Source organism: Winogradskyella sp. HaHa_3_26, from assembly GCF_019278425.1.
In the GTDB taxonomy this organism is placed as follows: domain Bacteria; phylum Bacteroidota; class Bacteroidia; order Flavobacteriales; family Flavobacteriaceae; genus Winogradskyella; species Winogradskyella undariae.
The window spans coordinates 3,848,691-3,874,384 of record NZ_CP058981.1 but is presented as its reverse complement, the minus strand read 5'-3'; the positions used below and the strand labels follow the sequence as shown (position 1 = coordinate 3,874,384).

Sequence of the window (25,694 nt, the reverse complement as noted above, 5' to 3'; positions counted from 1 at the left end):
CACGCAACTAATCATACACAAACACGTTACCTATAATGCTGAACCCAAGATAATGTCAAGAACAAATAGAAAAATAATCCTGTATATTTCAATAATTATAATTGTTATTTTAATTATTATTTTCCGACAGGAACTTTTGTTAAATATTGAAAATTTCGCTTTCTGGGCTTACCCTAACGACGAAAACAGAAATGGAGAAATAACAAAACTGATTATTAATATTATTGGAGGTTTTGTTGTTTTAATAGGATTGAGAGCTGCTCTTATTCGAGCAAAAGCAAGTCAAAAAGGAATAGAAAAACAATCTGAATCAATAAAAAACCAAACTAGTCAAATTGAATTAACTAGAATATCTCAAACAAACGAATTGTTCAAAAATGCTATTGAACATTTAGGTTCCAAAAGTGAATCAATTGTCCTTGGTGGTATTTCAGAACTACATTTTATTGCTTCTGAAAATAAAGAGAAATTTAGTGAAGTTGTATTAAATATTTTATGCAGTAAACTTAGGTCTGAAGCTTCCATAAAGAAAGATGCTGAAGAAATAAGTAAAACAATTACCCAAACAATTATTGATTATATATATAAAACTAAAGTTTACACAAATCTCGATTCAGATATAAGTTCAACAAACTTAACTGGAATTAAATTAAACAATACTAAAATCAAAAACTGTAATTTAAGCTTTTCTAATATACCTTGGAAAATGCATAATATAGAATTTGAAAATTGCAATCTCACAAGTATTAAATGTAGTTTAGGAAAATTTAAAGATATTAAAATAATAAACTGTAATATCTTCCATTCTAAATTTAATGCTTCAGAATTTGAAAATTTAGAAATAACAAATTCCAATGGAATTCAAAAATTAGAATGCTTAAATTCAAAATTCACTAATTCAATTCTTAATTGCAGTTTATATAATTCTACTTTTATTTCATGCGAATTTATCTCAACTGATTTTAGTGAAAACGATATATCAAGTATTAATTTTACAGCATCTAGCTTTTTTAAAATTGATTTTAGTAAGAATGAAATAACAAATTGTAATTTCTCTGCATGTGGTTTTGTTGAAGTTATTACTAATAATTGGATACAAAAATGTACATTTAAAGGAATCAAAAATGATACTAGATATTATATGTTATTTAATGAAAAACAATTAGAACAGTCATTGAACACTGAAAATAATTTTTCAGGAATACAGTATAATAATAATTTGTTCTTAAAAAATGAAACATCAATATTAACAAAAGAAGATGCGGATGATTCAATTAAAACTTACAACGAACTTGTAAAAAAACATTATCCAAAAAAGAAAAAAGCACTATAGGTAACACCGTGTATAATTAATTGCTTTGTTCTTCTCTACTTGCGAATATTCCTGCGGAATATTCACGGGTTCGTAAAAGTTTGCTAACTTAGTTGCTGAACCACGCAACTAACCATACACAATCACGTTAGCTTTAATGCTTGAGCAAGTTTGCGGTTTGAAAAAAGCCTGGTTTATTTTTCGATTTTTTTTTAGAATTTTAAGTAAGATAAATCAGAAAAACTGTGTGTCGAATTTCAAAAATTTTCGGAATTATCACTCAAATGTGGAATGAAATACAACAGCCGAATTGCTCACTCAAACTCTGAATTGAATTACGCTTGATTTTTTAGCTTGTTTGCGGAATCTTAAACTGAATTGGAAACTCGAAATCTCACGCAATCGGAATTTAGAAAGTTGCGGAATTGCTTACTCTAATCTGAATTTAAATATTGCGGAATTTGAGCAAGTTTACGGAATCGAAAACTGCGGAATTTACTCAAACTTTGAAAACGAAAATTATCGGAAAAACATAAATTCGGAATAAATTACTAAACGGACAAAAAAGCACTAAAAGCTAACAACGTGTATAATTAATTGCTTTTTTTAGATTACTTGCGAAAATTCCGCTGGAATTTTCTCGGGTTCAGTCTATTTTTGCTAACTTAGTCGCTTAACCACGCAACTAACTTATACACAAACACGTTACCTACAAGCTAAAACCACTGTTATGGACAGAACAACTCTAAAAGAAATCATATATAATATTAATTATTTATGCACATCTATAGAATTATCAAAAAAAGGTATCGAAAAATTAAAGGATAAATCTAATGAACAAGCATATTTAGATATCCAAAAGCTTCAAACACTATACATCTGTTCATTACTTGATGAATTGAAAGTCTTTGAGAAATTCTCAAAAGAACAGAATAACGAATATATACCAGACACTCAATATGTCTTAATACCATTAGTAAATTATTTAAAAAAGTTTGATTCGTTTAGAGTGAAAAGAAATAAACTATTAGCACATCTGAACAGAAACAGAAATAAAGACTTTAACCCATGGTGGAAAGAATTGAATGGGAAAAGATTTATTACAACGGAATTAGAAGAAAAAATGGTTTTTAGTGCAATAAAAACAATTCATAAAATATTTAAAAATAGGTTTTCAAAAGAGTTAGAAGAATCAATGACTGTATTTGAGAAAGAGATAGATGTATATGCAGAAAAGATATATTCAATAAAAAATGTAAATTCCTATGAAGATATTAAACCTGTAATCTTAGAAACACAAAAAAGAATGAAAGAGAAAGATTTTGAGATGAAAGTAGTATTAAGATAAAGAAAGCCTGTAGGTAACACCGTGTATAATTAATTGCTTTGGCAAGTGCTTATTTGGAAAATTCCTTCGGAATTTTTTCGCGTTCGTTTTTGTTTACTAAATTAGTTGCTGAAACACGCAACTAACCATACACAAAACCGTTAGCAGCAAGCAGTCACGTTTTGCTAATGTCGTTTCTAATCCACGAGTTTTTTATTTATACTCACGATAAAAATCTCAATCGAATAATCTAACTTGATAAACAGTTCGCAAAATTAACGCTGGATTTATTACTCAGACGGATAAGCCAAATTGACTAAGATTGCGGAACTACAACGTTGGATTAATCACTCAGATGAATAAGCAGAACTGATAAGAATTACGGAAAAATAACGCAGGATTATAGAAACCATTAAAATTAGAATTTACGAGATCCATAGAGAAAACCATCAACTCACTCTACTCTATTTTAATTTACAAAACTTTACGGCCGATCTGAACGTGAAAAAACCAATCTGAACGTAGTTAGACACCAAAAACGGAGTTATACGCTAAAATCAATGATATAGATGTCTAATTAAACTGTGTGGAATTTAAAAGCCGGCTGCTAACACCGTGTATAATTAATTGCTTTTTTAGGCTTACTTACGAAAATTCCTGCGGAATTTTCTCTGGTCCGTAAAAGTTTGCTAAATTAGCTACCAAACCACGTAACTAACCATACACAAACACGTTATGTGTGATTAAAAAAAACAAACTATGAGAAAACTGATTTACATTCTTGCATTATTGAGTTTTGGTAATATTTATGCCCAATCCAATATAAAAGTCAACGGAAAGGCACCAAAAATAAATATTACGAATTGGATTGAGAATATTCCAAATGCCAAAAATTTGAATGATAAGTATATAGTTCTCGAATTTTGGGCAACTTGGTGTGGACCTTGCATAGCCGCGGTTCCCCACATGAATGAAATTCAAGAAGAGTTTAACCAAAAAGACCTTTATTACATTTCAATAACAGATGAATCAATTGCAAAAGTTGAAAGAAGCCTAAAGCGAATCAAATTTAAGTCAATCGTGGTTACCGATTTGACGAAGAAAACTCAAATTAACTTTGGAGATGGAATCAAAGGATTAGACGAATATCCTTTAACCGTTTTGATAGATAAAAGTGGTATAATAAAATGGATAGGAGAACCAAAAAATCTAAATTCTGCAATTATGACAAAATTCCTTTCTAACGGAAATACAGAAAATACAGATTTAGAGAAAAATGGCAGTCTAAGAAAACAAAAACAGACATTTGATTTTAAGGAATTGATGAATAATAAAGAAGTCAAGTATTATTTTGAACTTAAAGAAACAGAAAGTACGGAAACATCTAAACAAGTAATGGGAACTAGCATTATAAACTTAAAATTCTATAGACTAGAAGATATTTATAATGATATTCTAAATATTAAAAATGACCAATTAGAATTGCCTGAAACAATAAAAAATAAACGTTTCGACCTAATCTATAAGAATACTGAAGAACCTAAAAATCTAGATTTGTTGGAGAAGGATATTTTAAAAAAACTGAATTTAAAGAAGCAAATGGTCTTGAAACCTACAACGGTAAATGTTGTTTCAATTCAAGATCAATCGCTTTTAGAAGAAACTTTGGAAAAAAGATTTTCAGCTAAATCTGACGCAGATGACAAAATAATATTTACTGCATATACAATAAATAACACACTTGTTGAATTATCAAATGTTTCTTCTGTATCTTTTAAATTCAATGACAAAAATGAAATAAAGTATGATTTTATAATCGACATTAAATCAAAAAATGACATTATCAATAGTCTGAAATCTTACGGTTTAACAGTAGAAGAAAAAGATGTGAAAATTGAATATATAAAATTAATTAGCGAAAAATAACCACACATAACACCGTGTATAATTAATTGCTAGGTCACTGCCGACTTACGAAAATTCCGCTGGAATTTTCTATCTGTGATTTGTTTGTTAACTTAGTTCATTAACCACGCAACTAACCATACACAATCACGTTAGGCACAATATGAACAAAACTTTGAGACAAATATTATCAATTGGAATTTTGACCTTATTTCTGACTGAAATTGGATATAGTCAATCGATTGACAAATTTGTTGACTCAACAATCGAAGTTGACAGCCTAAATGTTCCGACTGATTTTAAACAACCTTACTTTCCGAAAGAAATGTTTCCTGAAGTTAGTACTGATTGGATTAAGGAAAATGACTCAAGCTATACAATTAAAACAAAAACTATAGAAGGAACTTATGACGAATTTGTTGTGAATTGGTACTCAAAGCATCTTCACGCAATGAAAGAACCTTTGTTGTTTAATAGAAAAATTGACAAAGAAGTTTATCGCTTTACTTGGTTGAGAACTTTTGACAAACCAATGACTTTTAGATTTGAAAAAAGAAATGAAAAATATATTCTTTATTGGAAAGTGCTAAATGGTGCTGGTGGATATGAACCTGGAGAAATAGAAATTGAACGATTGAAAATACTAACCGAAAAAGAATGGAATGAATTTACCCAACTTATCGGAAAAGCGGATTTTTGGAATATGGATTTAGGTCGTAGCTCAATTGGAACAGATGGTTCTGAATGGATTATGGAAGGTGTAAATCAGACAAATTATAGAGCTGTAATTGTTTGCTCGCCAAGTCAAGGAAATTTCTTTAATGCCTGCGATTATCTAATTTCTTTAACGAGCTTGAAAATATTGGAAAAGAAAAAATATTAAAATACTGTGCCTAACACCGTGTATAATTAATTGCTTGGTTCTAGCCTACTTGCGAAAATTCCTGCGGAATTTTCACGGGTTCGTAAAAGTTTACTAAATTAGTTGCTTAACCACGCAACTAACCATACACAAACACGTTGGCAGCAATGCGTGTGCGGCAAAGTCCAACTCTAAATTGGTACTTATACAAATCTAAATTTTGAGAATAAAATAAAATTGGAATTTCAAAACGTTGGAATGAAAATCACAACGCAGGAATTATAAGCAGAACGGAAAATTACGGTTGAAAAAATAGCTACATCGCAATAAAAAAGCCTAGTTACTTTTTCGCGATTTTTTTTTTTGACTTTTAAGTAAGTAAAATCAGAAAAAATGGAGTCGGAAATTTTAATTTCTTGCGGAACTAAATTGGAATAATTATCTAATTCATTAAACACGAGAACTAAAATTTGATAAGTTTCCTAGATATTAAAAATATAGCGCAGGATATACAAGCTGTGTGGAAAATGCGTGTCTGATTAGCAACAACGCAGGATTAAAAAAATAAGCACGGCTGCCAACACCGTGTATATTTAATTGCTTTGTTTCTGCTTATCTGGAATATTCCTTCGGAATATTCTCAGGTTCGTAAAAGTTTACTAAATTAGTTGCCTAACCACGCAACTAAGCATACACAAACACGTTAGCATACATTACGGAAACCCATAATCATCATTGAAATATTCGTATTAGATTTACCATTATTAAAAAAATTCAACGAATGAAAAGAATATTACTCGCACTTACTATTGGAATCATAACATTAATCAGTTGCTCGGACGGAGAAACAAAAAAACAGTTGTCTGAATTAAAAACTGAACTTGAACAAACAAAAACTGAATTGAGTAACTGTTCGGCTGAATTGACCGAAATAAAAAATACTGCCGAAAACAGATTTATTAGAGCAAAAAAACTACTTACCGATAACAACCTGAATGGAGCGAAAATAGAATTTCAAGGAATCGTAGATAATTTTAAAGGAACTAATAATGCAACGACAGCTTCAAAAGAAATAGATAAAATTGAGAAAACAATTGAGAAAAAGAGAGTTGACGCAGAAAGAAAAAAAGCTCTTGGTTATAAGGTCTTAAAACCAACAACAAGAGTAAAGTACGGAGATTTATCATTACGCTTTGACAAAGTATGGAAAGGAAAACGTTGGTCTTTTGATGATTATGGTAATCAATATTTTTTAAGAGATGCAGAAAGAGGAAATAGCCATATTATGGCGAGAATTTCTGTGACTTCAGAAAACAATAATCCTTCATTACCACCAATTTTAGTTTATCAAATGAACAACGGAGAATTAAAGTATTTGGGCACACAAGGATATAAATTTAGAAGATGGAAAGATTATGGTTCATATCTTGGCAATTATGCTGATTATGGAAATGACTTTTCCCATTCAAAAACAATTCCATTCAATTGTGGTGTTGAACTATCAAATGATGATTTGAAAAGCGGAACAATTTATGTCGTTCTTAAAAAACAAGGTTGCTTTAACCGAACTAAAGTTGATTATGGAAATCCAGAAATTGCTTATCGAGAAAGTTCTTGTAACCCAAAGAGGATTTTAAAAGTCGAGGATTTTGATAATGACTATGTTCTGATAAAAAAACTGTAAATAACGTATGCTAACACCGTGTATAATTAATTGCTTGGTTCTAGCCTACTTGCGAATATTCCTGCGGAATATTCACGGGTTCGTAAATGTTTACTAACTTAGTTGCTTAACCACGCAACTAACCATACACAAACACGTTAACTACAAGCTGTCTCGCCAACTAACATTTTTCTTAAATTGAAACATCGTAAGCCCTAATTTGATTGATTACTCAGATGGATAATTAAATCTGAAAAGCATTACGCATTGCTTACGGTTTGACTTCATAAACCAAGAAAAATAGAATTTTAAAAGATAATTTAAAGAAACCAATTTTGAGCTTACTCTACTCTGTTTGAAATTAAAACAACTAAGATAATTTTAGATTAAAAAGATCAATAAAGTAAATCAAGATTGAAAAGCTTGTGTTTATCGTTACGGTTGAACTGTACGCAGGAAAACCAATCTGAGCTAAACTGGATTCGCTAAACGGAGTAATACCCTTAAACCGTTGCTAAAATTAGAATTCCTAAATTATATTTATTGGAAAATTTAAAAATCTGAAATCTGTATAAATAGAAAAAAAGCCGGTAGTTAACACCGTGTATATTTAATTGCTTGGTTTCTGCTTATCTGGAATATTCCTTCGGAATATTCTCAGGTTCGTAAAAGTTTACTAATTTAGTTGCCAAGCCACACAACTAAGCATACACAAACACGTTAGCATTCATGTCTCACTCAGCTCTGGAAAAATAAAAATCACTCAAAATCACTCAAAAGTAGTTTAAAATAGATTCCTTAAAATCTCACTCAACCGACTTCTGACCATTCAAAACGCAACTGTTGCGTGCGACTGACTTTACTCTTGCGCAAAACATCTGACTTTTAACAAACATTACGCAAAGTTAACGAGCAACTGACTTTACTCTTGCTCAAAAAATCCTAGGTTTTGAAAAATTAAACGCAACTATTTCGTAAAATAAGTCCGACAAAAATAAACACGCATGCTAACATTGTATAAAAATAATGCTTAGTTTAGTGCCTAACCAAGAGTAAATGCGAGTTTGGTTGCTTATGATTTTCCTTCGGAAAATCCACGCACACAAACTACGCACTATTCTTATACGTAACCGTTGCCTACAATGCTGGAGCAAGTTTGCGGATTAAAAGGCTTGGTTTTATTTTCGATTTTTTTTAGAATTTTAAGAAAGTAAAAACGAAAAGCCTATGTTGTGAAATTCTGAAAATTAATCTGAATTCTCACTCAAATGGGGAATGAAAAGCGACGTCGGAATTGCTTACTCAAAATCTGACTGAATTGCTGTGCGGAATTTGACTAAAATTATGGAAATGCAGAAATCAGAACAGAACGCAAAAATTACGCATGACTTCCACTCTACTGAAAAAATAATAAATCTGAATTGGAACAAGTTTGAGGAATTGAAAACGAACGAACTTACTCAAACCCTGAAAAGAGAAACGTTGAATTAAAGTAAGAAAAAAGCACTGTAGGCAACAACGTATATAAAAAATTGCTACTTTTAGCTAAATCAAAAGGTCGTTGCATGTTTGCTACGTCTGAATTTCCGTTGGAAATTCCTCGCACGCAAACCCGCAACTTTACATATACAAAACCGTTGGCAGCAATGCGTGTGCGGCAAAGTCCAACTCTAAATTGGAACTTATACAACTCTAAATTTTGAGAATAAAATAAAATTGGAATTTCAAAACGTTGGAATGAAAATCACAACGCAGGAATTATAAGCAGAACGGAAAATTACGGTTGAAAAAATAGCTACATCGCAATAAAAAAGCCTAGTTACTTTTTCGCGATTTTTTTTTTTGACTTTTAAGTAAGTAAAATCAGAAAAAATGGAGTCGGAAATTTTAATTTCTTGCGGAACTAAATTGGAATAATTATCTAATTCATTAAACACGAGAACTAAAATTTGATAAGTTTCCTAGATATTAATAATATAGCGCAGGATATACAAGCTGTGTGGAAAATGCGTGTCTGATTAGCAACAACGCAGGATTAAAAAAATAAGCACGGCTGCCAACACCGTGTATATTTAATTGCTTTGTTTCTGCTTATCTGGAATATTCCTTCGGAATATTCTCAGGTTCGTAAAAGTTTACTAATTTAGTTGCTTAACCACGCAACTAACCATACACAAACACGTTGTGATTAATATTGCCGACTTTCGGTCATCCACCAAACATTGTAGCTTTCTTCGAGGTCTTTTAAGTTTCTAAAAATGATGTGATTTGAAAATCGACGTAGGAAGATTTTTAAAGCGCCAAACTGTTCGATTGAAATCGTTGAGAGCGCGCTCTCAGAACGTTTGAAAACGTTAAACAGTTTGTCTGAAGTTATTGAAAAAAAATGAGAAAGTCAAGTTTATTATATTATTTAACATTAACAAATACCTGATTGACAGTTCCTTACATTAATGTTTTTTTTCAATAACTCATCATTTTCAGAAATTTAAATAATAAGGATTCGAAGAAAGCTTTTATTTTAAAACAAGCCATATATCGGTATATAACCAATTTTAAAACAAAACAAGGTTTGGTGGCTGGCTCTTTATGTAGCGTCGTCAAGACTACGTATTTTAAATTTTTTGTAGATAACTAAATCTAAACCTATAATAAAGATCCTGGAAAGCTATAAACGAAATAGAAAAGAAAAATACTAAACACAACAGCGTATATAAATAATAGCTAAGTCATTGGTCTCATTTATTTTTCGTTACTTTATAAACAGATATACAATCCGAATAGCAGTTGAATATTTAAGGCTACTATTCATATACGTACACCGTTGTAAAACATTTGAGAACAATCTATGGGACAAAATATTTCCTTTATACAAACTAAACAAAAACTTGAAATACCAAAGAATATAATTCATTTCAAAAAAACTTCTTTTATTATTATTCCAATGGATTTAGATGGAAGTACGATTGGAGAATTTATTGAAATTGCAAAAAAGTTTAGTTCTATAAATAAAATAATAACTCACATAGAAACGGAACTCGAAAATAATTATAGTTTATGCAAGATTGTAAAATTAATTACTGATTTGGAACTGACCGATTTTACAATTGAACACTATTCTGAATGGGCTGAAATCCCAATAGATTATTATCACGCATATTTTGAAAATTCCATACTTGTCAAAAAAAGTATAGATGATTTTCAGAACGATTATTTAAAACTAAGTTTATCTGACCAGATGGAATATGATTCAATAGACTTACACAATTATGATATATGCAAAACTGAATACAAAAAGCTTGATATATTTTAATAATCGAAAATGAAAAGAATAAAAAACGTTTTACAACACCGTGTATAATTAATTGCTTTGTTCTTCACTACTTGCGAAAATTCCTGCGGAATTTTCACGGGTTCGTAAAAGTTTACTAAATTAGTTGCTTAACCACGCAACTAACCATACACAATCACGTTGTGCGTCATTTAAGAGCAGAACGGAAACAAGAATTAATAAAGAAAATGAAACCTGATTATCTGAAAATAATTATAGATTCTTTCCCTGAAAATCTAAAATCGGATGTTATAATGGTTTTCAATATTATTCCGTTGGAAAGTAAATATAAATTTGATTTAATAAGTTCTGATTCCTATGACGTAAAAGTTAGTGGAGAATTATTAAAAATCCCAACAAGAATTTATTTTGACCAACCAAAACCGCAAAACGAAAATCAACTGACGGAAATACAGAAAGATATTTTAAATTGCTTTTTTACCAGACATCATAATGGATTTATAAGAGAGAAAAGGTTAAATAAAATATCTGAAAAATTAGAAAAATGGAAAACACCATTCCTTGTTCAATTATTAGGAGAATATATTTATGAATTGTTTCCGATTATTGACGAGAAAGTGAATAACGACACATTGGAATTTTATAAAGAATTTAAAAATGAGAACCCAATATATTGGCAACAAACCGAAAGTCGAATAGCAAGTTATTGGAATGAATATTACAGATATAAATTCCCGAAATTAAAAGACTATTTAGGAATTGAAATTATCAACCGAATAAAAAAAACGAACGCACAACACCGTGTATAATTAATTGCTAGGTTCTTCCCTACTTGCGAAAATTCCTGCGGAATTTTCACGGGTTCGTTAAAGTTTACTAACTTAGTTGCTAAACCACGCAACTAACCATACACAATCACGTTATGCCACATATGAAAAAACGCCTATGAATAAAATTAAGCTATTTTTTTTAACCTCAATATTTCTTTATTCTAGCTACTCAGATGGTCAGAATTCTAACTCTGAAATGGCACTATATAATATTGGATTCGGTGCAGTTTTTAGTGGAATTGGTGCGCTTATAAATAAAAAGCCTAATGAAAAGTGGGACAAAGTTCTTCTGAAAGGTATGGGACAAGGAGCTTTAGGTGGTTATCTGGTTTATGAAAGCAAAAATTTAATAGTTAAAATCGGACAAAAACAAGCATTAGAATATAGTTGGTATGGAAAACTTGTTAATTCTGCCGGAACTTCAGTCATTGAAAATGCTTCATCTAATAGAAATTTTTGGGAACAATGGCATTTAAACATAGGTTTCAATCGACTAGAATTTTACACAAAAAATAAATTTAAAGTAAAATATAAAATAATGCCTGTTTCATTATTTCTTACAGTTGCTGTTGCAAGTAATACAAAATTTGAATTTAGCAAAACTTTAAAGACTGGCGAATTTATATTCTCAACGAGCGACCCAAAATATGATAGTGGAGCATCCACATATGGAAATGTTATCGCTTTTACAAATGACAGAATAAATGACTATACTCTATATTCTCACGAAATAATACATATCTATCAATATTATGATTATAATTTTGTGAATACATATTTGAATAAACCATTTGATAATTGGAAAACAAAATCAAATACGTTCAATAAAATAAATAATATATTCTATTTTGATTTGCAAGGAGCTATATTAAGACCTTTGTACCTGATAGAAAACATAAATCGTAATTGCTACTATGACAATTTCTTTGAAAATGAAGCAGGATTTTACGCGAGAAAAAGACCTTGTAACTAAAGAAAATACGTGGCATAACACCGTGTATAATTAATTGCTTGGTTCTTGCCTACTTGCGAAAATTCCTGCGGAATTTTCACGGGTTCGTAAATGTTTACTAAATTAATTGCTTAAACACGCAACTAACCATACACAAAACCGTTAGCTTTAATGCTGGAGCAAGTTTGCGGTTTGAAAAAAGCCTGGTTTATTTTTCGATTTTTTTTTTAGAATTTTAAGTAAGATAAATTAGAAAAACTGTGTGTCGAATTTCAAAAATTTTCGGAATTATCACTCAAATGTGGAATGAAATACAACAGCGGAATTGCTCACTCAAACTCTGAATTGAATTACGCTTGATTTTTTAGCTTGTTTGCGGAATCTAAAACTGAATTGGAAACTCGGAATCTCACGCAATCGGAATTTAGCAAGTTGCGGAATTTGAGCAAGTTTGCGGAATCAAAAACTGCGGAATAAATTACTAAACGGACAAAAAAGCACTAAAAGCTAACAACGTGTATAATTAATTGCTTTTTTTAGATTACGTGCGAAAATTCCGCTGGAATTTTCTCGGGTTCGGTCAATTTTTGCTAAATTAGTTGCCAAACCACGCAACTAACTTATACACAAAACCGTTGTGATTAATATTGCCGACTTTCGGTCATCCACCAAACATTGTAGCTTTCTTCGAGGTCTTTTAAGTTTCTAAAAATGATGTGATTTGAAAATCGACGTAGGAAGATTTTTAAAGCGCCAAACTGTTCGATTGAAATCGTTGAGAGCGCGCTCTCAGAACGTTTGAAAACGTTAAACAGTTTGTCTGAAGTTATTGAAAAAAAATGAGAAAGTCAAGTTTGTTATATTATTTAACACTAATAAATATCTGACTTATAGTCCCTTACATTGATGTTTTTTTCAACAACTCATCATTTTTAGAAATTTAAATAATAAGGATTCGAAGAAAGTTTTTATTTTAAAACAAGCCATATATCGGTATATAACCAATTTTAAAACAAAACAATGTCTGGTGGCTGAATATCCTATGTAGCGTCGTCCATACTACGTATTTTAAGCTTAAAGTAGATAACCAAATCTAAGCCTAGAATAAAGATCCTGGAAAGCTATAAACCAAAAGAAAATAAAAATACTAAACACAACAGCGCATATAAAAAATAGCTAAGTCATTGGTCTCATTTATTTTTCGTTACTTTATAAACAGATATACAATCCGAATAGCAGTTGAATATTTAAGGCTACTATTCATATACGTACACCGTTGGCTGTAATTGAAAAAAAAATTGATGACACCTAAACAGGAAGAAAGAATAAAAAATAAAATCAAGAAAATTAAACGTGACCTTCAAGCTGACAAAAGACATTGGGGCGGATTTTATCACGATGGTGGAGGATTAAGATATTTACCACCCGAATTATACTTAAAATTAGAGGATTTCACTGGTGCTTTACGATACTTCAATTGGTTCACAAAAAATTTCCCTGAAGACATTGGTTATCCAATCTTCCTTTTTGAATGGACAATTACTCTTTTTAAAACTAAAAGAATTGAACAAGCCGAAAAGAAAGCAATTCAAACTTTTGTATCTAATACTTATATTTTTGACAAATTTCTTCAAAAAGAATCTCTTCAATTCGAAAAATCTGAATCCTCAAATTGGCAGCTAGAACAACTAATTGAATACTTTGAATATACTATAAATCAAGAATATTTGATTGATTTCGGAAAATGGCTAGAGAGTTTCACTACCAGCGAAAAGTTTTATGACTTTGCGAATAGATTTATTGAATTGAGACAAAAATTGGAAAACGAACCTGTTGGAAATATTAGAACCGAACTTATTGAGATAGAAAAAGAATTAATAAAAAAATATACGAATTAAAACAACTACAGCCAACACCGTGTATAATTAATTGCTTTGTTCTTCTCTACTTGCGAATATTCCTGCGGAATATTCACGGGTTCGTAAATGTTTGCTAACTTAGTTGCTGAACCACGCAACTAACCATACACAATCACGTTGGCAGCAATGCGTGTGCGGCAAAGTCCAACTCTAAATTGGAACTTATACAAATCTGAATTTTAAGAATAAAAATAAAATTGGATTTTCAAAACATTGGAATGAAAATCATAACTCAGGAATTACAAGCAGAACGGAAAATTACTGTTAGAAAATAACTTCATCGCAATAAAAAAGCCTAGTTTCTTTTTCGCGATTTTTTTTTTTGACTTTTAAGTAAGTAAAATCAGAAAAAATGGAGTCGGAAATTTTAATTTCTTGCGGAACTAAATTGGAATAATTATCTAATTCATTAGACACGAGAACTAGAATTTGATAAGTTTCCTCGATATTAAAAATATAACGCAGGATTTCCAAGCTGAACGTAAAATGCGTGTCTGATTAGCAACAACGCAGGACTAAAAACAGATTATCTATCGATTTATTTAATGTTTAAGTTAATTAGAGAACTAATTGAAGTATATTAAATTATCGTTTATTTAAAAAACATAGCGGATAAAAAAATAAGCACGGCTGCCAACACCGTGTATATTTAATTGCTTTGTTTCTGCTTATCTGGAATATTCCTTCGGAATATTCTCAGGTTCGTAAAAGTTTACTAAATTAGTTGCCTAACCACGCAACTAAGCATACACAAACACGTTGTGATTAATATTGCCGACTTTCGGTCATCCACCAAACATTGTAGCTTTCTTCGAGGTCTTTTAAGTTTCTAAAAATGATGTGATTTGAAAATCGACGTAGGAAGATTTTTAAAGCGCCAAACTGTTCGATTGAAATCGTTGAGAGCGCGCTCTCAGAACGTTTGAAAACGTTAAACAGTTTGTCTGAAGTTATTGAAAAAAAATGAGAAAGTCAAGTTTATTATATTATTTAACATTAACAAATACCTGATTGACAGTTCCTTACATTAATGTTTTTTTTCAATAACTCATCATTTTCAGAAATTTAAATAATAAGGATTCGAAGAAAGCTTTTATTTTAAAACAAGCCATATATCGGTATATAACCAATTTTAAAACAAAACAAGGTTTGGTGGCTGGCTCTTTATGTAGCGTCGTCAAGACTACGTATTTTAAATTTTTTGTAGATAACTAAATCTAAACCTATAATAAAGATCCTGGAAAGCTATAAACGAAATAGAAAAGAAAAATACTAAACACAACAGCGTATATAAATAATAGCTAAGTCATTGGTCTCATTTATTTTTCGTTACTTTATAAACAGATATACAATCCGAATAGCAGTTGAATATTTAAGGCTACTATTCATATACGTACACCGTTAGCACCAATTTGAGAACAACGATGAGAACAACAATATTTTTAGTTTTAATTTTAATCGTCTTTTCTTGTCAAAAGAAAAAATCTGAAAAAACTCATAATGCGGAATTGAATACTGAAACGGAAATTATCGAATCCGAAAAATTAGTACTTAACGACACAATTGTTTATTTAAGTGGAGATAATGATTTGGCTCTAATAAAACTGACTTTAATTCCAAATGGAACTTTTGATTTTTATATGAGCATTTATCCGGAACCAATGCAAGAATCTGAACCTGAATCTGACATTATAAATGCAAACGGAATTTGGAGCGGAAATGAAAAAACTGTATTGCTGAACTTTGCGGAACGAAAAAAAGACACGTTGAATTTAAATGACATTTTTGACTCAAACTATAAAGAAGGAAATGAATTTAAAGTTATTAGTAAAAATACGCTTGAGATAGACTATTCTTTGGACAAATTAAATATTTGGGGAATAAGTTGTCACAAAACGGAATAATAAAAACTGGTGCTAACATTGTATAAAAATAATGCGTAAGTTTATTCCTTAATCAAAAGTTAGTGCTTGTTTGCTTGCATCTGATTTTCCTTCGGAAAATCCTCGCACTCAAACTACGCACTATTCTTATACAGAACCGTTGGCGGTAATTTAAAAAAATGAAGTATCTAATTTGCATATTCATAGCTTTTTCGACTTTTTCCTGTGAAAGTCAAATTAAAAATGAGGATATTTTTACATTATCGATTTCACCAGCAATTGACCAATCAAATACAGAAAACCAAAAAATAATTCAAATCTTATCAAACTTTCTTGAAACTAAAAACACTTCCTTGACCCAAAACCAAAATTGGCTCGAATCTGACTTTGAAAAATACATCTATCCTTACAAGGATATTTTTAAAATCGAGAGAAGCAAACACGGCGAAAACTATTTTAAGCCGACTTTGATGGAAATTATAAAAGCTTCTGAAAATAAAAAAATATTAAAAATTGGATTTGTAGGAACAAATACAGAAACAGAAGAAACAACAATAATAGCAATATATAATATAGTCGCTACGAGAGTAGAAACTGATTGGAAGTTGCAACGAGCAATTGAATTCCAAACAAAAGATTGGACAAAAATAAATAAAGAAAGTATTACCTACTACTTGCCTGAAAGAAAAAGACCAAATGAAAAGGAAATGGAAATGCAGAAAAAAGATATTGAGTTCATTTGTGATTTTTTCAATACAAATTCAATTGATATAATTTACTATTCTTGTGACACACCAAAACAACTTTTTGAGACTAAAGGATTCGACTATTTGCCAAATATGTATTTTAGTGAAACTGGTGGAATGGTTGATTATGGAAACATTATTTACTCTGGTAATAATTCGGAATATTACACTCACGAAATCGTTCATATTTACACCAAAAAATTATTCCCATCAATTCAACCCATTTTAAATGAAGGAATAGCTACATATATAGGTGGTAGTGGAAAAAATAATTACGATTGGCATAGAGAAAAATTTAAAGTTTACTTAAATGAATCTGAAGTTGAAATAGCTAATCACTTGCAACCTTACGAAAGATTTTATATAGATAATGAAACCCCTATTCCTTATATGATTGGAGCTCTCATATGTGAAAGAACCTTGAGGAAATATGGAAAAGAAGGATTAATGAATTTATTGGGTTCAGAAAAAGAATTATGGGATAACTTGAATGATTATGGGTTGACTAAAGAAAATTTGACAAATGAAATAAAAACTACCGCCAACACCGTGTATAATTAATTGCTTCATTGAGCTTACTTGCGAATATTCCGCAGGAATATTCACGGGTTCGTAAAAGTTTGCTAAATTAGTTGCTTAACCACGCAACTAACCATACACAATCACGTTACCATACATTTGAGAAAAACCGATGACCGAAACAAACTTAACTACCAAAATTAAAACTCAACCGAATACTATTTTTCGCTTTATTGCTGGATTAGTTGATTATATGATAATTTTTTTCGGAACTATGTTTTTGATTTATTTTCTTGGAGAACCTACTGACGATGGTGGAATGGCATTAAACGGTTTACCTGGCCTTTTACCATTTTTACTGTGGATAATTATGACTGTTGGACTTGAAATTGGACTTGGTGCAACGCTCGGAAATTCATTAGTCGGACTTAAACCGATTCCGAAAAACGGAAGGAACCGAAAACTGACTTTTGGAGAATCTTTTAAAAGACATTTACTTGACCCGATTGATATGTTCTTTTTTGGGTTGGTCGGAATTGTAACAATTAAAAATACGGATTTGAACCAAAGAGTTGGAGATTTATGGGCTAAAACTATTGTTGTACCGATTAAATCTCTCACTGAATTAAAAGTGGAATAATAGAAAGTAGAATAAAAACGTATGGTAACACCGTGTATAATTAATTGCTTGGTCACTGCCGACTTACGAACATTCCTGCGGAATATTCTATCTGTGATTTATTTGTTAAATTAGTTGCTTAACCACGCAACTAATCATACACAAAACCGTTATGTGCAAGCTGAAAAAAAAATCCGAAATATGATTAAACAATGTTTTTTAACCTTAATATTTCTTTTCAATTTAACCATTGTATTTGGTCAAACGGAAACGGAAATAAAAGTTCCTGAATTTGAAGATAATTATAGTAAAAGCGTGAAAACTCTTGAAAACGGAAATGTAGATATCGATTATAAATCATTCAGAGAAAGTTTCATAGAAAGCAAACAGTTCAAAATAGCGTCAGAAAAAAGCACCGAACTTAGAGAATTGACAAAAGCTATGTATAAGCAAATGTCGGAATCTGAATTTGACAGTGTTATATCTTCAACAAAAAAAATGTTGAGTATTGATTATACAAATATGACAGCTCATAAAATATTAAGACAAACCTATAAAATTGTTGGAGATACAATAAACGCAGAAAAATATAAGACAATTCAATTCGGACTTTTAAAATCGATAGTAAATAATGGCGACGGAAAATCTTGCGAAAATGGTTGGTCTGTAATACAAGTTTCCGAAGAATATTTTATTTTAGATATGCTTGGAATGGAATTAAGTAAACAAAACTTAGATAACAATGGTGGAATTTGTGACCGAATGGAAGTTACTGATGAAAATGGAGAAGAGAAGACTTATTATTTTGAGATAAGTAATGTATTTAAAGGTCGAGAAAATTTAAAACGGAAATAAAGCCTGCACATAACACCGTATAAAAATAATTACGGTTTAGTGCTTAATCAAAGATAGTTGCGTGTTTGTAACATCTGATTTTCCTTCGGAAAATCCTCGCATACAAACCCGCAACTATTCTTATACATCAACGTTGGCAGTAATTAGAGAGAACTGTACAAGATATTAACTTTTTGACTATCAATAAAGACATCACATTTAAAAAAATCGCTGAATTAAAATTATGAATAAGAAAAAAACATCCACTTTTTACTTAACAGTCATTTTAAATATTTTGACAATTATTCCCATCCTAGGTCAAGAAATAAGAGAAAGTAACATAATCGAATCACACAAAATTTCATCTGAAAATCAAGATTATTTAATCAAAATTACTTTTCCACCTAATTATGATAACAAGAGAAGTTATAATGTTCTCTATTATCTAGATGCGTGGTTTATATCAGATATTGTCACAGGTTCGTACAATGTTTTGAATAGATCTGAATACGTAGAAGATATTGTTTTAATAGGAATTTCAATTGAAGGAAACGAGTTTGACTTTAATAAACAAAGAGTCATGGATTTCACACCTACTAAATATAAATTAAGTAAGAAATTTAAAGCTTTAATTTCAAAAGGTATTAAGCCCATATTAAAATCAGGATCTGGAGAAAATGCAGTTCTAAAAAACTCTGAAACGACTGGTGGTGCAGATAATTTTATTGAATTCCTATCTGGAAAATTATTTCCTTTTATAGAAAAAGAATATCCTAATTTAAATAAAAGAAAAGGCCTTTTAGGACATTCACTTGGTGCACTTTTTGGTACATACTTAATACAAAAAAAACCAAACCTTATAGATGATTACATCTTAATTTCCGGACCTCTTTTTTGGAACGAAAATGAGGTTCTAAAAGAAGGTTTGTTTGACGAATTTAAAAAGTCGTCAGAATTTCATCAGTTATTTTTAAGCTATGGGAAATTAGAAATTAAAAGAACAACCGAATCAAATGAAAAACTGAATACTATTATAGAAAGTCTTAATAAAAATAATTTTAATTATAGTCTAAAAGCATATGAAGAAGCTAATCATAATTCGATTTTATCAAGAGCTATTTATGATGGATTACTCTTTACATATAAAAAATAACTACTGCCAACACCGTGTATAATTAATTGCTAGGTTCTAGCCTACTTGCGAAAATTCCTGCGGAATTTTCACGGGTTCGTTAAAGTTTACTAACTTAGGTGCTTAACCACGCAACTAACCATACACAAACACGTTAGCTACAATGCAATGTAAACTGCGAATAAATTAATATGAAAATTGAAATAAAAGAACAGTTAGATAAAGTTTTCCAAGCGATGAGGGCAAATATGTCTAAGGTTGATTTACTTAGTATGTATAGCCATTCAATTTTCAATGATTTTCCCGCAAATTTACCTGAAAAAACACTCAAACAATATAAAACAGATTTAGACATTCTAAAAAAAGCTAAAATTGATTTAACACAAACGGAATTCAATCTTTTAACTGAAGAAAAATATATCGAATTAGGTACATCAAAAGAATTTTATCGTTTTGTACAGAATTATAGTACAGCAGAATTGAAAAGTAATGAACTAAAATCACCTGATTATGAGCAGGTTCTATTTGGTCAAGAATTAATTTCCTTATACTCTTTTCTAGAAGGGTATTTCCAAGACTTACAACGTTTATTGTTCTTAAACGATAAAACTTTGCTATCAAATAAGGATAAAGAAATTGGACTAGATAAAATATTAAAAGCTGACAACTACGATGAACTGATTTCAATAATTATTGAAGAGAAATTAGAAAAATCAGGTTACGAAAAAATATCTACAATAATTAGTAAGTGGAAAAAAGAACCTTTTAAAATAATAATTAAACTTAAAAAAGATGAGTTAGAAGAATTAGACAAATACACCAGCATAAGGAATATAATAATTCACAATAACTCTAAAATCAACGAAAGTTTATTAAATTATTTGGACAACGAAAAATTTAAAATTGGGCAAACTTTTGAATTAAATACAGTACTTATGAAAAAGTTCAGGGATTTAGTTTTCGAAATAGTGTTTAATGCATATTTAGAGATTAATGCGAAATATCCTATGATAGTTGAATTGAATGAAAAGCACAGTAGCTAACACCGTGTATAATTAATTGCTTTGTTATTGCCTACTTGCGAATATTCCTGCGGAATATTCACGGGTTCGTAAATGTTTATTAACTTAGTTGCTTAACCACGCAACTAACCATACACAATCACGTTAGCATACATATGAAAAGAACATTGAGTATCATAATATTATTGGTTTCTACATTTGGTTTCGCTACCGAACAAATTCCTGATATTTTGATATGGAAAAATGACACAATTCCTTTACATAGCAATCCATTAGGTTCATATCCGAAATTAGACGACTTGAATTTATTTGGAGACCAAGATGCTGGATATTCGACCGCTTGTTGGAGAGGATATATTGCAGAGTGGAAAATTATTGATAATAAACTTTACTTATCAAATATCTACAGTTGTGATTATTCCTATTCAGAAAATAAAATCAAAGCTGATTTGAAAAAGTTATTTCCAAAAGAATATGAAAATGGATTAGTATTAGCAAATTGGTATTCTGGAGAATTATCTGTTCCTAATGGTAAATTAATTCATCAGGAGTTAAAAATTTACGAATCTGAATGGATATTAAGTTTAAAGAAAGGAAAAGTCATCGACAAAAAGAAATTCGACAATTCAGAATCTCACATTTCAATCTATACTCAAAACCAAGATAGTTTGAATGAATTTATTTCAAAAAAAATTAATTGGAATAAAATACCACGTTTAGAAAAAGGAATTCATAAAGTTTACGGTCTTATAAAATCAGGTAAATCAAAGACGGAATTTAGCGTGGAAATCAAATCAAGGACTGAATACAAAGAATTGGAAAAAGAAGCTTTAAGAATATTAAAATTACTGCCTGAATTTGATTTTTATATTAAAGCAGGAGAAGTGATAAATGTTAAGTACACTATACCAATAATGTTTAATGAAAATTATAGACCGAAATAAAATACGTATGCTAACACCGTGTATAATTAATTGCTTTGTTCTTGTCTACTTGCGAAAATTCCTGCGGAATTTTCACGGGTTCGTAAAAGTTTGCTAATTTAGTTGCTTAACCACGCAACTAACCATACACAACAACGTTACCATACATTTGATGAAAAAACGAAATCCATATTTGGGAACAATATTGACAATTGGAATTGTTCTGCTCTTACAAGTAAAATATGTGAGGGAATTAATCGAGCCAGTAAGAGAATTTTTTCCGATTTTATGGATTGCACTTATTATTTGGAGTATCTACGGCAGAATAAAATACAGAAATGGTAAAAATGTTGACCAATTAAGAATTCCGACAAATAATGATGATTATAATAAAACTGTACCTTTTATTTTCGGAATAATATTATCTGTAGGTGGAATTTTAGCTCTGAAATATTTTGAATCGGAAAAGATTATGTGGAGTTTACTTCTTCTGACTGGAATTCTATTGTTGATTTTAGGATGTTTATTTGTTCCAAGTGGAATTATAGAAATTAAAAATAATGAATTAAGTTTTGAAAATGGAGCAAGAAAACAAACAATCGGAATTGAAAAGCTAGATAATATTGAATTAAAATCAAGTGACATAATTCTGACTGAAAAAAACGAAAAAAAGCATTATTTAAATCATATGAATTTAAATGAGTCTGACTATCAAAAAATTTCGGAGTTTATAATTGAAAAACTGAATCATAGAATCGAAATAAAAACGTATGGTAACACCGTGTATAATTAATTGCTTTGTTCTTGTCTACTTGCGAAAATTCCTGCGGAATTTTCACGGGTTCGTAAAAGTTCGCTAACTTAGTTGCTTAACCACGCAACTAACCATACACAACAACGTTGGCAATAATTATGACCAAATTTAGAAACTTATTGATTTTATTAATGTTCTTTACTTTCAACGAACTGATTTCGCAAGAAAAAATCGGAATGAAAGAGACCTACATTGAAAATAATTTGGTTTATAAAGCTTCAAACGACCAACTCTTTACTGGAATTGCTCAAAGCAAACGGAAAAATAGACATTTAGTTTACGAAGAGGAATATAAAAATGGAATTATTCTATGGAGTAACTTATATTATAATGGAAAAGAAATAAGAGTTTCCAATAAAACGATATATAATCCGAATAAACCATTTGTTCTTTCTAAAGAAATTAAGTACCGTTCAAATGGTGAAATTTTTGAAACTATAACCTATAATAATGAAGGAATCAAAATTCTTGTAGAACAATTTGAAAATGGGAAATTGATATATAGTTGTCAATATTTAGGAAAAAAGAAACACGGACTTCAGTTGGGATATGGAGAAAACGGTGAGAAAATGACTTATCGTTGTGAATTTATTAACGGAAAGAAAAACGGAACGGAATATTGCCTAAATGACGACGGAACTGAAACCAAAAAAGAATATCGAAACGGAAAGAAAATAAAATAACTATTGCCAACACCGTGTATAATTAATTGCTTTGTTCTAGCCTACTTGCGAAAATTCCTGCGGAATTTTCACGGGTTCGTAAAAGTTTGCTAATTTAGTTGCTTAACCACGCAACTAACCATACACAAACACGTTGGCAATAATATGGCTGAACAGAACGAACAAATTGAATAAAACTGAAATTCTGACAAATCTATTGTGGACAGCATTCGGAATAATTGGTGGAATAAGTTATTATTCAAAACGGAATATTTAATTTTCGGAATTATGTTCTTAATCGGTATTTTATACGCGTACAAACTGACTAAATCAATAGCGGGAAAATGAAAAAAATACACTTTGGAAATTTGAATAAAAAGGGTCGTTGGATTTTATTACCTCTGATTTTAATTGGGCTATTTCTAATAATTAATGGAGCATTTGATTTTATTGAATTTGCAAACCCTAAAATGAATAAATATTTGAACGCAATCGGATATCTAATAATTTTCGGATTTAGTACTCAAATGTTCTGGTATCAGAATTATGTTCAGTGGAATAAAAGAGGAATCTTAATCAGAATAAAATCGTTCTTTGGGAAAAACATAAAATTCAAAGAAATAAAATCTTCTGAATTGAATGACAAAAAGTTGATTATAATAGACACGTATGGAAATAAAATTGAGATTGATTTAGGTCATATAATAGAATCTGACGTTGAAAAATTAATAGATATAATAAATAAAAATACTATTGCCAACACCGTGTATAATTAATTGCTATGTTCTTCCCTACTTGCGAATATTCCTGCGGAATATTCACGGGTTCGTAAATGTTTATTAACTTAGTTGCTTAACCACGCAACTAACCATACACAACAACGTTGTGCGTCATATCCAAGCAACCTCGAACTAACCAAGAATATTTAGAATGAAAATTAAAAAAATCAAAATAGAAAACTTTCGAGCTTACGAAAATGAGACTATTATAGAATTTGGAAACCTAAATGTTTTTGTTGGAAAGAACGATATTGGAAAATCTACAATTTTAGAAGCTTTAGATATTTTTTTTAATGAAAATAAAGGCATTATAAAAATTGATAAAGACGACATTAATAAAAAATGTAAAAACAATGGCAATACAGAAATTAAAATAAGTGTTGTATTTGAAGAATTACCTGCAAGTTTAACAATTGACACAACAAACCCTACTACTCTATCAGATGAATACTTATTGTTATCAGACGGAACATTAGAAATAGTAAAAAAATATCCAAATGCAGGTAAAGAAAAAGTATTTATAAAAGCAAATCATCCTACTAACCCAAATTGTTCTGGTTTACTTTTAAAAAAGAATGCAGATTTAAAGAAATTACTTTCAGACGATATTGAATGTGCTGATAAAACCAAAAATGCAGAAATTAGAAAATCACTTTGGAATCACAATTCTTCAGACTTACAACTTAATGAAATTGAAATTGAACTCGCAAAAATTGACGCAAAAAATACTTGGGAACAATTAAAAAACTATATGCCTCTATATTCGTTGTTTCAATCTGACAGAAAAAATAGCGATGGAGATAGCGAAGTTCAAAATCCAATGAAATTAGCTGTTCAAGAAATATTAAAAGACCCAATACTAAAAGCGAGTTTAGATAAAGTTGCTCAAGAAGTTGAGAAAAAACTAACAGATGTTTCAGCTAAAACTTTGGAAAAATTAAATGAAATGAATCCAGAGATTGCTGATAGCTTAACACCAATAATTCCAAGTCCTGACAGTTTAAAATGGATAGATGTATTTAAAAGTGTATCTATTGCCTGTGACGAAGATATTCCAATAAATAAAAGAGGAAGTGGTGTAAAACGACTTGTCCTTTTAAACTTTTTTCGTGCAGAAGCTGAACGTAGAAAAAGAGAAGAAAATATTCCGAGCATTATTTATGCAATTGAAGAACCTGAAACATCACAACATCCAAATCACCAAAGAAAACTTATTGAAGCATTTATAGAATTAGCGAGTGCTGAAAAGACTCAAATTATTTTAACATCTCATAGTCCTTCAATAGTAAAATTATTAGACTTTGAACATTTACAATTAATAAAAAACGGAGCAGGAAAAGAAGTTATTAATGTAGAAAGAGGAGATTTACCTTATCCTTCTTTAAATGAAGTTAACTATTTAGCATTTGGAGAATCAAATGATGAATATCACAATGAACTTTATGGATTTATAGAAAGTGAGCAACTACTAAATGAATTTAAAAATGGTAAAGGAACAATGTTATACAATAAAATTCTTCGAAATGGTAATATTCGAGAAGAACAAATTGTACTTAACGAATATGTTCGTCATCAAATTCATCATCCAGAAAACACAGAAAATATTCGTTTTACAAATGAACAATTACAGCAATCAATTGGAGAAATGAGAGAGTTTATAAAAGAAAATAACGAATAAAAATACGAACGCACAACACCG

20 protein-coding genes are annotated in these 25,694 nt (G+C 30.1%); all 20 read left to right on the top strand.

From position 1 onward, the window contains the following. The first annotated feature begins 52 nt into the window (after nt 1-52). A complete protein-coding gene (locus tag H0I32_RS16890; RefSeq protein WP_179314775.1) occupies nt 53-1,333 on the top strand; it encodes a pentapeptide repeat-containing protein in 1,281 nt (426 codons plus the stop codon). Between the two features lie 709 nt (nt 1,334-2,042). After that, nucleotides 2,043-2,660 carry a hypothetical protein gene (locus tag H0I32_RS16885; RefSeq protein WP_179314928.1) on the top strand — a complete coding sequence of 206 codons (618 nt, stop codon included), beginning with the start codon at nt 2,043-2,045 and terminating at the stop codon, nt 2,658-2,660. A 738-nt stretch (nt 2,661-3,398) separates the two neighbouring features. After that, nucleotides 3,399-4,565, top strand: a complete 1,167-nt coding sequence (locus H0I32_RS16880) for a TlpA family protein disulfide reductase (protein WP_179314899.1) — start codon at nt 3,399-3,401, stop codon at nt 4,563-4,565. 154 nt (nt 4,566-4,719) lie between these two features. Then, nucleotides 4,720-5,427, top strand: coding sequence for a hypothetical protein (locus H0I32_RS16875; RefSeq protein WP_179314898.1), 708 nt, complete (start codon nt 4,720-4,722; stop codon nt 5,425-5,427). Nucleotides 5,428-6,187: 760 nt separating this feature from the next. After that, nucleotides 6,188-7,090 carry a hypothetical protein gene (locus H0I32_RS16870; RefSeq protein ID WP_179314917.1) on the top strand — a complete coding sequence of 301 codons (903 nt, stop codon included), beginning with the start codon at nt 6,188-6,190 and terminating at the stop codon, nt 7,088-7,090. Nucleotides 7,091-9,917: 2,827 nt separating this feature from the next. After that, complete coding sequence (locus tag H0I32_RS16865; protein ID WP_179314927.1) at nt 9,918-10,382, top strand: hypothetical protein; 465 nt, start codon at nt 9,918-9,920, stop codon at nt 10,380-10,382. 161 nt (nt 10,383-10,543) lie between these two features. After that, nucleotides 10,544-11,170, top strand: coding sequence for a hypothetical protein (locus tag H0I32_RS16860; RefSeq protein WP_179377352.1), 627 nt, complete (start codon nt 10,544-10,546; stop codon nt 11,168-11,170). A 136-nt stretch (nt 11,171-11,306) separates the two neighbouring features. Further along, the gene (locus H0I32_RS16855) at nt 11,307-12,164 is read left to right on the top strand and encodes a hypothetical protein (protein WP_246293655.1); all 858 of its coding nucleotides are present in this window, start codon (nt 11,307-11,309) and stop codon (nt 12,162-12,164) included. Between the two features lie 1,280 nt (nt 12,165-13,444). Next, on the top strand, nt 13,445-14,041 hold the full coding sequence (locus tag H0I32_RS16850) for a hypothetical protein (protein WP_179314914.1): 597 nt from the start codon (nt 13,445-13,447) through the stop codon (nt 14,039-14,041). A gap of 1,445 nt (nt 14,042-15,486) precedes the next feature. Next, nucleotides 15,487-15,966, top strand: coding sequence for a hypothetical protein (locus tag H0I32_RS16845; RefSeq protein ID WP_179314872.1), 480 nt, complete (start codon nt 15,487-15,489; stop codon nt 15,964-15,966). Nucleotides 15,967-16,124: 158 nt separating this feature from the next. Next, nucleotides 16,125-17,252, top strand: coding sequence for a hypothetical protein (locus tag H0I32_RS16840; RefSeq protein WP_179314873.1), 1,128 nt, complete (start codon nt 16,125-16,127; stop codon nt 17,250-17,252). A gap of 130 nt (nt 17,253-17,382) precedes the next feature. Then, on the top strand, nt 17,383-17,850 hold the full coding sequence (locus H0I32_RS16835) for an RDD family protein (protein WP_179314874.1): 468 nt from the start codon (nt 17,383-17,385) through the stop codon (nt 17,848-17,850). Between the two features lie 180 nt (nt 17,851-18,030). Continuing rightward, on the top strand, nt 18,031-18,684 hold the full coding sequence (locus H0I32_RS16830) for a DUF4919 domain-containing protein (RefSeq protein ID WP_179314875.1): 654 nt from the start codon (nt 18,031-18,033) through the stop codon (nt 18,682-18,684). A 223-nt stretch (nt 18,685-18,907) separates the two neighbouring features. Beyond that, a complete protein-coding gene (locus tag H0I32_RS16825) occupies nt 18,908-19,816 on the top strand; it encodes an alpha/beta hydrolase (RefSeq protein ID WP_179314921.1) in 909 nt (302 codons plus the stop codon). Nucleotides 19,817-19,986: 170 nt separating this feature from the next. After that, a complete protein-coding gene (locus H0I32_RS16820) occupies nt 19,987-20,838 on the top strand; it encodes a hypothetical protein (RefSeq protein WP_179314836.1) in 852 nt (283 codons plus the stop codon). 146 nt (nt 20,839-20,984) lie between these two features. After that, the gene (locus H0I32_RS16815) at nt 20,985-21,761 is read left to right on the top strand and encodes a hypothetical protein (RefSeq protein ID WP_179314835.1); all 777 of its coding nucleotides are present in this window, start codon (nt 20,985-20,987) and stop codon (nt 21,759-21,761) included. Nucleotides 21,762-21,912: 151 nt separating this feature from the next. Then, complete coding sequence (locus tag H0I32_RS16810) at nt 21,913-22,533, top strand: hypothetical protein (RefSeq protein WP_179314834.1); 621 nt, start codon at nt 21,913-21,915, stop codon at nt 22,531-22,533. 197 nt (nt 22,534-22,730) lie between these two features. Continuing rightward, nucleotides 22,731-23,237: a hypothetical protein gene (locus tag H0I32_RS16805; RefSeq protein ID WP_179314833.1), complete on the top strand. Its 507-nt coding sequence runs from the start codon at nt 22,731-22,733 to the stop codon at nt 23,235-23,237. A 323-nt stretch (nt 23,238-23,560) separates the two neighbouring features. Continuing rightward, nucleotides 23,561-23,992, top strand: coding sequence for a hypothetical protein (locus H0I32_RS16800; RefSeq protein ID WP_179314832.1), 432 nt, complete (start codon nt 23,561-23,563; stop codon nt 23,990-23,992). Between the two features lie 154 nt (nt 23,993-24,146). Beyond that, a complete protein-coding gene (locus H0I32_RS16795; protein WP_179314831.1) occupies nt 24,147-25,673 on the top strand; it encodes an ATP-binding protein in 1,527 nt (508 codons plus the stop codon). Nucleotides 25,674-25,694 lie beyond the last annotated feature (21 nt).